This is a genomic window from Zhihengliuella sp. ISTPL4 (assembly GCF_002848265.1).
Taxonomy (GTDB): Bacteria; Actinomycetota; Actinomycetes; order Actinomycetales; family Microbacteriaceae; genus Microbacterium.
The window spans coordinates 48,430-59,989 of sequence record NZ_CP025422.1; the positions used below are offsets into that span (position 1 = coordinate 48,430).

Consider the following 11,560-nt stretch of genomic DNA (forward strand, 5'->3'; position numbering starts at 1 on the left):
GGAGGAAAGATGACGGACAAGACAGAAGTCGTGCACTCGCTGGACAACGACGAGCTGATCGAGCTCTATCGTGCTGCCGGCTTCGGAGGCCGTGTGGGCTGGGGGCGCAAGGCGGCCGTCCTCGTGATCGACATGGCCGGGACGTGGACCGAACCCGAGGCGATGATCGGCTCGGATCTCCGTGGCGTCACCGCGGAGATCAAGCGAGTGCTCGATGCGGCTCGCGCGGCCGAAGCGCCCGTGATCTTCACCACCATGGCCTACGACCCGAGCTTCTCCGACGTCACCAAGGTCAGCCGATTGAAGACCCCGCACGCCGAGAAGATGATCCGTGGGAAGGCCAGCGCACAGGTGATCCCGGAGCTGGAGCGTCGCCCCGACGAGGCCTTGATCGAGAAGCCGCGGGCGAGTGCGTTCCGCAACACCAATTTGGTCAGCGTGCTCGTGGACCAGGGAGTCGACACGGTCGTCATCGTCGGCTGTTCGACCAGCGGCTGCATCCGCTCGACCGCCGAGAGCGCGGTCGATCTGGGATTCCACGCTCTGGTTCCGCGTGAGGCCGTCGGCGACCGCTCGGCCTCCGCACACGTCGCGAACCTGTTCGACATCGATCAGCGGTACGCAGACGTCGTCGGCGTCGACGACGTGATCGCCCACTTCGCGGAACGCGACTGATGCGGGTCGTGGTCACCGGCGCCCGAGGGTTCGTCGGTCGGGCTCTCATCCGTCAGCTGGAGAGCGCCGGTGGCCACGAGATCCGACCGGTGGACTCCGAGCTCGACCTGCGAGACGAAGCGGCTGTGCGTCGTCTGCTCGAGGATGCTCGTCCCGATGTCGTGATCCACCTGGGCGGTGTCTCCGGGCCGATGGTCGCCGCTGACGACCCGGTCCGCGTGACGGCGGTGAACGCGGTCGGGACGATCACGGTCCTCGATGCGGCTGCTGCTCTCGATCGCCCGCCGCTCGTGATCGTGGCTTCCAGCATCGCGGCAGTCGAGCAGGCCCTGACCGAGCCGCGCACCGTCTATGCGGCCACCAAGCGATTCGTGGAGGACGCGGCAGGGGCGTTCCGCGCTCGGGGTGTGCGCGTGATCGCAGCACGTCTGGGCTCGGTGTACGGGCCCGGTCGCTCGACCGACCACGTCGTCGACCGACTGGCTCGCTCCATCCTGCGAGACGGTGAAGCGGTATACGACCCGGAGGTGCTCGAGCCGCTCGTCCACGTCGACGACGTCGCTCGCCTGATCCTCGGTCTGGTGACGGCCGCGGCGCGCCATCGGCTCTCCGAGACGTACACCTTCGTCCAGGCGCTCGTGCCGCATGAGGAGATCGCGCGAACGGTCGCTGCTGCCCTCGGGAAGACCGTCATGACGCGGCACACGCTCGGGACGCGGTTGCGGTGGACCGAGCCGTTGGACAGCAGGGCGCTGCTGCGCGACACGGGCATGGCCTTCGCGGTGCCGCTCTCGGAGGGCCTCGCGCGCACCGCGTCGTCTGTCACAGCATGACGTCGCCGCTGTTCGGGCCCAGCGTCTGCCCGGTGTAGAGATCTCCGCCCGGGCTGCTGGCGAGGAGCAGGACCGAGGGCACCACCTCTTCCGGTGTGCCGAAGCGGGGGATGACGAGCTCGGCGAGCTTGCCCGCACGCCAGTCGTCCGTGACCTCGCCCATCAGTCGTGTCTGGATCGGCCCGGGGGCGACGCAGTTCACGGTGATGCCGTGCCGGCCGACCTCGCGTGCGACCGACTTGGAGAACGCGATCACTCCGGCCTTCGCTGCGGCATAGTGCGCGTGCTCCTCGCTCCCCTTCTGTCCGACCTGTGAGGAGATCGAGATGACGCGGCCTCCGCCTGCCGCGATCATGTGCGGGAGCACCGCGCGCGTCGGCAGGAACACGCCGGTGAGGTTGACGTCGAGCATGCGCTGCCATTGCTCCAGAGAGATGTCGACCAGTGGTGCGGGAGTGGAGATGCCCGCATTGTTGACGAGCACATCGACTCGGCCGTGTCGTGCCAGCGCCGTGTCGACCAACGCGGCGGACGTCTCCTCCCGGGCGATGTCCCCGTGCACCAGGTCGACCTGGGCCCCGAGAGCGCGGAGCTCGTCGGCGAACCCTTGCATATCGTGCGAGGAGTCGATCAGGTGGTTGAGGATCAGGTGGGATCCGGCTCGTGCGAAGGCGAGTGGGATCTCACGGCCCATGCCGGGGCCGCTGCCGGCTCCCGTGACGATGACGACGCGATCGCGCAGGCTTTCGAACATCAGCTCCTCCTCCCGACCTCACCGAGGCCGCTTGTCCTGCCGTGAATGTATCATCAATGACACATGTCTCTTGCTTTCGACGAATAGGAGTTGCGGTGCGAACAGCTAACCACGGTGTCGATGTCGTCATCCGAGGAGGTCGGGTCGTCACGGACTCGACCGAGGATGCCTTCGACATCGGAATCGCAGACGGTGTCATCGCGGCGATCGGCGAGCCGGGCTCCGTGGTCGCGGACGAAGTGATCGACGCGTCGGGATGCGTCGTGATCCCGGGCGGCATCGACCCGCACACGCACATCCAGTGGCCCCTCGCCAACGGGGGAACGGCCCAGGACACCTTCGAGTCCGCGACCCGACGCGCCGCCGCCTGGGGGACCACCACGCTCGTGGACTTCGTGCCTGGCGCCCCCGGATCACTCCTCGCCGCCGCGGATCGCCGACTCGGCCAGGCGGAGGGCGCGGTCATCGACTACTCGCTCCACCCCGTGGTGACCGAGCTGAACGAGAGCACGATCGCAGAGATCCCCGCGCTGATCGAGCGCGGTCTCGCGTCGTTCAAGGTGTACACGACCTACGGCTCCCGTCTCGAGAGCGCCGACATCCGGCGCTTCATCCGCGTAGCGGGCGAGGCCGGCGGCCTGCCCGGCTTCCACGCGGAGCACCATGCGCTGCTCGAGGATGCGCTCGCCGCCACGCGGAAGCTCCGCGGGACCCGTATCGGCGACTTCCCGGCGAGTCGACCGGGGCACACGGAGGCCGCATCGATCCGCGAGATCACGGGCTACGCCGAGGAGTTCGGAAGCCCGGTGTACATCTATCACGCCTCGGGTCTCGATGCCCTGAGGCAGATCGAGGAGGCCCGAGCGGCCGGCACGGACGTCCGTGCCGAGACCTGTGCGCACTACCTCGTGTACGACGACTCGGTGTATGCCGGCGCCGACGGATGGAAGTACGTGATCACACCTCCCATCCGGCCGGACGCGGACAGGGAGGGCATGTGGCGCGCCGTAGCCGACGGGCGGCTGGACGCCGTGGCATCCGATCACTGCGCGTACTCCGTCGCGGACAAGGCCGCAGGGTTCGAGGACTTCACCGCCATGGAGCCGGGTGCGCCCGGCATCGCCTCGCGCATGCCTCTGCTCTGGGACCGCGGGGTGCGGTCGGGCAGGCTCAGCCTGCGACAGTTCGTCGACATCAACTCCACGCGCCCTGCCGCGGTGCTCGGCCTGACCGCGAAGGGGCGGATCGCGATCGGCGCCGACGCCGACATCGTCGTGTGGGATCCCGACGGCGAATGGACGTGGGATGCCGCGTCCGACTCGACCTCGAACGGCACCGATTACGACATCTACGACGGGCTCAGCGGTCGGGGGCGCCCGCGCGTCACGCTCAGCCGTGGCCGCCGCGTCGGCGGCTCGGGCGCCACTCCACCGCGCGGCTCGGGGCGATTCGTCCCCCAGCGCATCCAGTGACCACTCAGAAAGGAAGATCATGACCCGCATCAGCGCCATCTCCACTCCGGACGCGACGAGTCCCGCTGCCACCTACTCCCAGGCCATCGACCTCGGAGACCTGGTGTTCACCGCCGGTCAGGTGGGCGCCACGCCCGACGGCAGACTCGGCGGCACGCTCGCCGAGCAGGTGAACCTCGCCGTCGACAACCTGGAAGCGGTGCTCGCCGCGGCCGGCACCTCGCTGTCGAACGTGGTGAAGACCACGTGCTTCCTCGCCGACGTGGCCGACTTCCCCGAGTTCGACGCGGTCTATCGCGCGCGCTTCGGGGAGCCGTTCCCGGCCCGCAGTACGGTCGGCGTCGCCTTCGGCGGCGAGGGACTGCTCGTCGAGATCGAGGCGATCGCCGTCAAGTGATCGGCTTGCGAACGCCCGCCCACCCCGTGTGGGCGGGCGTTCTTCATGCGTTCGGACTGTCGTGCCTGACAGATGTTTCGACCGTGTAACGCTCGTATCAATGGTGTGTTGAGGAGCGTCTGTCGCTATTGACACACCATCCTCATTCGTGTCAGTGTTCCTGCACCTACCCGGATCGAGGAGACCACGTGTCCATCAGCCACACCACGCACACGCTCGACAACGCCGAGCTTCGGAATTTCTACGAGAAGGCGGGCTTTCGCGGCCGAGTCGGCTGGGGAGAGCGGCCCGCCCTCCTCGTCATCGACATGGCCGGGGCCTGGACGTCCCCCGAAGAGATGCTCGGCTCGGATCTCTCGGCAGTCGAGGACCACATCGTGGAGCTGCTCGGCGCCGCCCGCCGGGCTGGCCTGCCGATCATCTTCACGACCATGGCCTGGGACCCGAGTCTCTCGGAGATCGGCGAGGTGATCCGTCGCAAGACGACCCACAGCGTGCGCATGCTCCACGGCAGCACCAACGTCGAGCTCCGTCCCCGCATGGAACGGCGTCCTGAGGAACCGCTCGTCGTCAAGCCCCGAGCCTCCGCCTTCTACGGCACCAACGTCGACGGAATGCTGATCTCGGCCAAGGCCGACACGGTGATCGTCGTCGGATGCAGCACGAGCGGCTGCATCCGTGCCACGGCGGAGAGCGCCTTCAATCGCGGCTTCCACGTGATCGTGCCGGCCGAGGCTGTCGGAGATCGTTCGCAGACTGCGCATCAGGGGAACCTCTTCGACATCGACGCGCGCTACGGCGATGTCGAACCGGTGGCGGATGTGCTCGAAACCCTCCGCGCCCTTCCCGCGAGGGCCGACGCGTGACAACCTCCGTGCTGCCGCTCCTGGAGGTGCGCGGCATCCGCAAGTCCTTCGGGCACGTCAAGGCGGTGCGCGGAGCCGGCCTCTCGGTCGCCAGGGGGGAGGTCGTCGCCGTCGTGGGCGACAACGGCGCCGGCAAGAGCACCTTCGTCTCCTGCATCTCCGGCGCCGTCGAGCCCGATGCGGGAGAGGTGCTGCTCGAAGGACGCAGCCTCGAGCTCGGGAGCATCCTCGCCTCGATGGCTGCCGGCATCGCGACCGTCTATCAGGATCTGGCGATGGCGCCGGACCTGTCGGTCGCCGAGAACATCTTCCTCTCCACAGAGCTGCGTCGCCCCGGGCTCGCCGGAAGGCTGGGACTCATCGATCACCGGCGCATGCGCAGCGAGGCGCGTGCGCTGGTCGACGGCTTGGGGATCACGACGCTGGGAGATGTAGGGGCTCCCGTCGGGTCGCTCTCGGGCGGGCAGCGCCAGGTCGTCGCCGTCGCGCGCGCGATCGCCCGGGCCGGGAAGCTGGTCATCCTCGACGAACCCACCGCGGCTCTCGGGGCGCGTCAGTCGCAGATGGTGCTGGACACGATCACCGCCGCGAGCGGCCGAGGACTCGGCGTCCTCCTGATCTCCCACGACCTCCCCCGAGTGATCGAGGTCGCCGACCGCATCGTGGTCCTTCGGTTCGGGGAAGTCGTGGCCGACGTGTCTCCGCGCGGACTGACCGTGAGCAACGTCGTCGCGCTCATGCTCGGCGAGCAGAACACCGCCGATCTTCCGACGATCGCGTCGGACACCCGAGAGGACGACCGATGACCGCTCCGACCATGACCGGACCGCACACCGCCGGCGGCCCCGGAGATGCCCTGGGCCGCGTCGCCCGCTCCACGACGACCTACGTCGCGGCAGCCGTCCTCGTGCTCGTCCTCGTCTTCGCCGTCGCGACGGGAGGCAACTTCCTCAGCATCACGAACCTGCAATCCGTCGGCCGGAACAGCGCCGGGCTGATCCTCCTCGCCGTCGGTCTCGCATATGTGCTCGGAGCCGGGCACATCGATCTGAGTGTCGGGGCGACGCTGGTGCTCGCCAGCGTCGTGTCGGCGAAGACCACCGTGGCGCTCACGGCGGGCGGAGGCGACCCCGCGATGGCGGCCGTCGTCGGCGCCCTCCTCGGAGTCGCAGCCGGTGCCGTGGTCGGTGCGGTCAACGGCCTCCTGGTGACACGACTGCGCATCAGCTCCTTCGTGGTGACTCTCGGCACCATGGGGGTGGGACTCGGGCTCGCCCAGGTGATCACCAACGGCTCGAACGTCGCAGGTCTGCCGCAGTCGCTGCAGCTCGACTTCGGGATCGCGACGGCGCTCGGCATACCGCTTCCCCTCCTCCTCGCCGTCGCCGTCACGATCGTGGCTGCTTTCGTGCTGTCGCAGACCGCGGTCGGCCGACATGCGCTCGCGATCGGCTCCTCGGAACCGGGAGCGCGACGAGCGGGCGTCCGAGTCGAACGCACGACGATCGTCGTCTTCGTCCTCTCCGGAGCGCTCGCCGGGTTGGCGGGCTTCCTCGACATCACGAGGTTCGGGACGACAGCGCTCTCGGGCCACGAGACGACCATGCTCCAGGCGCTGTCCGCTGTCATCATCGGCGGAACCAGTCTCTTCGGCGGACGCGCCTCCGTGGTCGGAGCCGCCGTGGCCACCTTCATCCCGACCCTCCTGCTCGCGGGATTCGTGATGATCGGCGTCTCGTCGTTCTACCAGGGCATCGCCATCGGCGTGGTGCTCATCCTCGCCGTCTGGATCGATCGCGTCCGTCGTCCGAAGCAGGCGCCGCGATGACCGAGATCCCTTCCACCCGAAGTCCACACCCACAGGAGAGAACCATGAAGCGAATCGTCACAACGTCCGTCGCCACGGCTGTCGCCGTGCTCGTCCTCGCGGGATGTTCGAGCGGCGCCCCCGACGCGGCCGAGCCCGTCGACGGGCCGATCTCGGTCTCGCTGCTCACGACGTACAACGGTCTGCCGTTCTACACGGCGATGCAGTGCGGCGCCGAGGATGCCGCCGACGAACTGGGCGGCGACATCACGATCAGTGTCGACGGCCCGTCCCGGGGCATGAACGCCGCCGACCAGATCCCGGTGCTCGAGGGAGTGGTCAATCGCGGACCGGACGGCATCATCTTCGTCCCCGCCGATCCGGTGGCCATGCAGGCACCGCTGCAGAGCGCCGTCAATGCCGGCATCCAGGTCGTGACCACCGACGCGACGCTCGACACCGAGATCGCCCTGGCGCAGTTCCACGGGGACAACGAGGCGGGCGGGAAGTTGGCCGCCGACCGTCTGATCGAGGTGGCGGGCGACAGGGCGGGCAAGGTGCTCGTCCTGGACAACCGCCCTGGACTGCCCATCACGAACGAACGCGCGGACGGCTTCATCGACGCCCTCAGCGCCGCTGACACCGACCTCGAGATCCTCGAGGTTCAGTACTTCGAGGATGATCCGACGAAGGCGGCGACGATCGTGCAGAGCTCCCTCGAGGCGAACCCCGACATCGTCGGCATCTTCGCGACATCGGAGGCCGGAGCGACGGGCACGGTGTCGGGTCTGCAGGGAACGGGCGCGGATGACGTCTCCGTGATCGCGTACGACGCCGGTCCGACACTCGTGGATGCGCTGCGCGCGGGGCAGCTGGACGCGCTCGTCGCGCAGGGGTCGTACACCCAGGGATACGACGCCCTCATCGCGCTCGTCCGGTCGATCCGAGGGGAGGAGAAGCCCGAGCAGTTCGATAACATCGTCGACAACGCTCTGGTGACGGCTGACAACGTCGACGACCCGGAGATCGCCAAGTTGCTGTATCCGGATAGCTGCTCGTAGACCGAGGAGTCCCGCGTCGTCGTCAGAAAGGAGCGGGTCCCGATGACACGCTCCGCCAGCCAGTCGCTGGAACCGCGCGAGCTCGAGCTGCTGCTGCTGATCGCAGCAGCAGCCGAGCCCCTCGGTGCCCGTGAGCTGAGGCGTCGGCTCGCGGACGGGGGGCGGGTCTCGGAATCGACGATGAACCGCCTTCTCAGGCGGCTCGACGAGCAGGGCCTGACCCGTTCGCAGGCAGGTCGCGGGCGGGTGCTCTCGCCCGCGGGACGCGCCCTTGCCGACCAGGCGACCAGGGAACAGCGCTGGCACGACAATCTGAGTCAGCTCGAGATCAAGACGTTGGGCGACGTCCGGGATCTGGTGGTCGCACGTCGCGCTCTCGAGAGGGAGATCGTGCGTTCGGCGGCCCTCTCGGCCGAGCCGTCCGACGTCATGGCGCTTCGTCGGTACCTCGTGCAGCACGAGGACTCGATCGAGTCCGAACGGGACCGCCGGGTCGCCGCCGTGGAGTTCCACCGCCAGCTCGCCCGGTCCTGCCCGAACCGGATGCTCCGCGCGTCGGCGATGGTCCTGTTCGACCCCCGGTTCGACGTGCTCGAGCAGGTGTTGGACATCGTGACAGCAGGGCGCGGCCGCACCGAGGCGAGCCCCCATGAGCACGACGCGATCGTCGACGCCATCGAGGCACGGGATCCGGATGCCGCGGAGGCGGCGATGCTTCAGCACCTGGACCGGCTGAGCGAGGACCTGTCCGCCGAGACGTCGGCCAGCACCGCGCTCGCGATCGAACTGTTCCTGCGCAGCCAGCCCGCCCCGCGCATCTGACGACACGGGGTTGCGGGGTGACGCCCTCGCGCCGTACGTTGATTCCGACGTACGTTCCGCATATTTGATGAAGCTCTATCCCGATTGGAGTCTCCATGTCGACGTCGACAGGCATCGTCTCGCACCAAGCCCTCGGGCTCGATAACCCCGATCTCCGCCCCCTCCGCCGCTCCGAGCGCACCTGGACGTGGTGGAACTACTCGACGATCTGGATGGGCATCGTCCACAACCTCGTCGCCTGGCAGGTCGCAGCCAACCTCATCGCCATCGGGATGAGCTTCTGGGAGGCACTCGCCTGCGTGGTGAGCGCGTACCTGGTCGCCTTCCTCGCGATCCTCGCGAACTCGGTGCTCGGAGCGAAGTACGGCCTCTCCTTCCCGGTTCTCATCCGCGCGGCGTTCGGTCGCCATGGCGCTCAGATCCCGGTCTTCCTGCGCGCATTCGTCGCGATCTTCTGGTTCGCGGTGCACATCTACATCGGAAGCAAGGCGATCGGCTTGATCCTGTCGTCCGCGATCCCCGGGTACGCCGAGCTCGCTCAGGCCAACGTCCTCGGAATGGGCGTGGACGTCCTCATCGCCTTCGTCATCTGCTGGCTGGTGCACGCCTGGGTCCTCACGCACGGCATCGGCGCGGTGAAGCGGTTCGAGGCATGGGCGGGGCCGACGATCATGGTCCTCGCGATCGGGCTGGTGATCTGGGCGGCTGTCGCTGCGGGGAGCTTCGGGGCGCTGTTCGACTCGCCCACCACCATCGCCAGGCCGGACTTCTGGCCGACGTTCTTCCTGTCGATGACCGCTCTGATCGGCACGGTGGCGACGCTCGTGCTCAACATCTCGGACCTGACCCGGTTCTCGCGGTCGCAGCGCGACCAGTCGATCGGACAGGGCATCGGCTTCCCGTTGATGTTCTTCTTCTTCTCGCTGATGGCGCTCTGGGTCGCCGTGGGCACGAAGGTGGCGTACGGAGAGGTGATCTCGGACCCGATCGAGATCCTTGCCCGGTTCGACAACCCGGCGATCGGGATCTTCTCGGCCCTGTGCATCCTCGTCTCCACCGTCTCGGTGAATGTCGCCACGAACGGCGTGTCGGTGGGCTTCGATCTCACCAACCTCTTCCCCCGATGGCTCACGTTCTCCCGGTCCGGGATCATCGCGATCGTGGCGGCGATCGCCTTCGTCCCGTGGCTCTGGTACGGACAGTTCGACATCGTCGAGACGATCCTCGGCGCGATCGGCGCCACCATGGGGCCGATCGCGGGGATCATGCTCGTCGACTACTACTTCATCCGTCGACGGGATTACGACACTGCCTCGCTGTTCACCGAGTCGCCGTCCGGCGTCTACGCCTTCCGGAACGGGTGGAACGCTCGCGCTATCATCGCGTTCGCCCTGGGGGCGGGACTCGCTCTCGTCGGGCTGTTCGTTCCGGCGCTGTCCGGCCTCTACGCGTTCAACTGGTTCCTGGGGATCGCGGCCGCCGGTCTCGTCTACGGCCTGCTCATGCTCCCCTATCGGTCCCTCCCCACGCGATCCCGCGCTCGATTCGCCGATGTCGATCCGGCAGCCGTCCAGGACGACGGAGACGTCGCGCAGGAGGCGGAGGTCGCCGACCCCGTGAGGTGACACGGCTTCACCCTGCGGCAGAGCTCCGCAAGACGGCCCACCGGCGTTCGCGTCCGGTGGGCCGTTCTGCGTCGTCCCGGGATGCCGAGCGCGCCCGCGGACGCGGGACAAGGCCGCTCCGTGTCTATTGACACCGTTCCCAATCTGCGCAAGAGTACCTGTGTGGGAACGTTCCACATTTCGTCCCGAGGGCGATCCGACGAATGAGAAAGCGGTAGCGATGAGCGACTTGATCCCGGTTCCCGACGACTTCGAGGCCTGCGTGCAGCACGCCATCGACCAGGACGACAAGGCTCGTTCGCTGGTCGACCGGGCGGTCGAGCGCGGCGTCGAGAGGGTCTACCTGGTCGGTTGCGGAGGTTCGCACTTCGGCACCTACCCGGCTTTCGATCTGCTCGACCGCTATGCGCCCGGTCTGGTGACCCAGCGCATCACGAGCGCGGAGCTCACCTCGCGTGCGCCGATCGGACTGGACGAGAAGGCGCTCGTCGTCGCCGCCTCGCACTCGGGCAACACTCCCGAGACCGTCGCCGCGGCCGAGTTCGCCAAGAGCCGGGGCGCGCTCGTGGCGGGCATCTCCCGCCAGGGCGAGAACGGACTCTCCCGCATCGGCGATGTGCACCTCGACTACCCCGACACGATCTCGATCACCGAACCCAAGCTCGTGCACAACGAGCAGATCGCCGCCGCTCTCCTCGACGCCTACGGCGCACCCGAGAAGGCTGCGCAGCTGCGGGCGGGGCTTCCCGCGCTCCCCGGTGCGCTGCGCGCCGTCAAGGACGAGGTCGCCGAGGCGGGCGAGCGCGTCGCCGACCTGCTCTCCGCACCCGACGCGCCGCTGAGCTACATCGTCGGCGGGGGCCCGGCTTACGGCATGGCGAAGATGATGGCCTGGTGCTACTTCCAGGAGATGAGCTGGATGAACTCCGCCGCGATCAACGCCGGCGACTTCTTCCACGGCCCGCTCGAGATGGTGCTCGAGGACACGACCGTGGTGACCCTCGTCGCCGAGGACGCGAGCCGTGGACTCGGAGAGCGCGTGATCGCGTTCGCGGAGAAGCAGACCCGCAACTCCGCCGCCGTCGACACCGCGACCTTCAGCCTTCCGGGCGTCCCGGCGGAGTCGCGCGCGGACCTGAGCGTCCTCGCGCTGATGAGCGCGGAGCGCCGCGTGCTCGACCATGTCGCCGCGCGCCGCGGACACGACACGTCGCAGCGCCGCTACATGTACAAGATCGCCTACTGAGC

12 protein-coding genes are annotated in these 11,560 nt (G+C 68.2%); 11 read left to right on the forward strand and 1 reads right to left on the reverse strand.

Going from position 1 to position 11,560, the window contains the following annotated elements; all coding sequences use genetic code 11:
- Positions 1–9 precede the first annotated feature (9 nt).
- Together CYL12_RS00200 and CYL12_RS00205 are read left to right on the forward strand one after the other, a co-directional pair.
- Positions 10–675, forward strand: a complete 666-nt coding sequence (locus CYL12_RS00200; RefSeq protein WP_158297037.1) for an isochorismatase family protein — start codon at positions 10–12, stop codon at positions 673–675.
- Positions 675–1,508, forward strand: coding sequence for an NAD-dependent epimerase/dehydratase family protein (locus CYL12_RS00205; RefSeq protein WP_101844455.1), 834 nt, complete (start codon positions 675–677; stop codon positions 1,506–1,508). Before CYL12_RS00200 ends, CYL12_RS00205 begins: the two co-directional genes overlap by 1 nt.
- Here the strand turns inward: CYL12_RS00205 and CYL12_RS00210 are convergent.
- Positions 1,498–2,262 (reverse strand): SDR family NAD(P)-dependent oxidoreductase, encoded by a 765-nt coding sequence (locus CYL12_RS00210; RefSeq protein ID WP_101844457.1) that lies wholly within the window; start codon positions 2,260–2,262, stop codon positions 1,498–1,500. The genes CYL12_RS00205 and CYL12_RS00210 overlap by 11 nt on opposite strands.
- A gap of 95 nt (positions 2,263–2,357) precedes the next feature.
- On the opposite strand from CYL12_RS00210, the gene CYL12_RS00215 reads away from it, so the two are divergent.
- From CYL12_RS00215 to CYL12_RS00255, 9 genes are all read left to right on the forward strand, one after another.
- Positions 2,358–3,734: an amidohydrolase family protein gene (locus CYL12_RS00215; protein WP_158297039.1), complete on the forward strand. Its 1,377-nt coding sequence runs from the start codon at positions 2,358–2,360 to the stop codon at positions 3,732–3,734.
- Positions 3,735–3,753: 19 nt separating this feature from the next.
- Positions 3,754–4,131 carry a RidA family protein gene (locus CYL12_RS00220; protein ID WP_101844460.1) on the forward strand — a complete coding sequence of 126 codons (378 nt, stop codon included), beginning with the start codon at positions 3,754–3,756 and terminating at the stop codon, positions 4,129–4,131.
- Between the two features lie 188 nt (positions 4,132–4,319).
- Positions 4,320–4,997 (forward strand): isochorismatase family protein, encoded by a 678-nt coding sequence (locus CYL12_RS00225; RefSeq protein ID WP_101844462.1) that lies wholly within the window; start codon positions 4,320–4,322, stop codon positions 4,995–4,997.
- Positions 4,994–5,803 carry an ATP-binding cassette domain-containing protein gene (locus tag CYL12_RS00230; RefSeq protein ID WP_101844464.1) on the forward strand — a complete coding sequence of 270 codons (810 nt, stop codon included), beginning with the start codon at positions 4,994–4,996 and terminating at the stop codon, positions 5,801–5,803. Before CYL12_RS00225 ends, CYL12_RS00230 begins: the two co-directional genes overlap by 4 nt.
- Positions 5,800–6,825, forward strand: a complete 1,026-nt coding sequence (locus CYL12_RS00235) for an ABC transporter permease (RefSeq protein WP_101844466.1) — start codon at positions 5,800–5,802, stop codon at positions 6,823–6,825. Before CYL12_RS00230 ends, CYL12_RS00235 begins: the two co-directional genes overlap by 4 nt.
- Positions 6,826–6,869: 44 nt before the next feature.
- A complete protein-coding gene (locus tag CYL12_RS00240) occupies positions 6,870–7,865 on the forward strand; it encodes an ABC transporter substrate-binding protein (RefSeq protein WP_158297041.1) in 996 nt (331 codons plus the stop codon).
- Positions 7,866–7,907: 42 nt separating this feature from the next.
- A complete protein-coding gene (locus CYL12_RS00245) occupies positions 7,908–8,687 on the forward strand; it encodes a FadR/GntR family transcriptional regulator (protein WP_101844470.1) in 780 nt (259 codons plus the stop codon).
- 95 nt (positions 8,688–8,782) lie between these two features.
- On the forward strand, positions 8,783–10,312 hold the full coding sequence (locus CYL12_RS00250; protein WP_101844472.1) for an NCS1 family nucleobase:cation symporter-1: 1,530 nt from the start codon (positions 8,783–8,785) through the stop codon (positions 10,310–10,312).
- A gap of 220 nt (positions 10,313–10,532) precedes the next feature.
- Positions 10,533–11,558: an SIS domain-containing protein gene (locus CYL12_RS00255; RefSeq protein WP_101844474.1), complete on the forward strand. Its 1,026-nt coding sequence runs from the start codon at positions 10,533–10,535 to the stop codon at positions 11,556–11,558.
- The last annotated feature ends 2 nt before the right edge of the window (positions 11,559–11,560 follow it).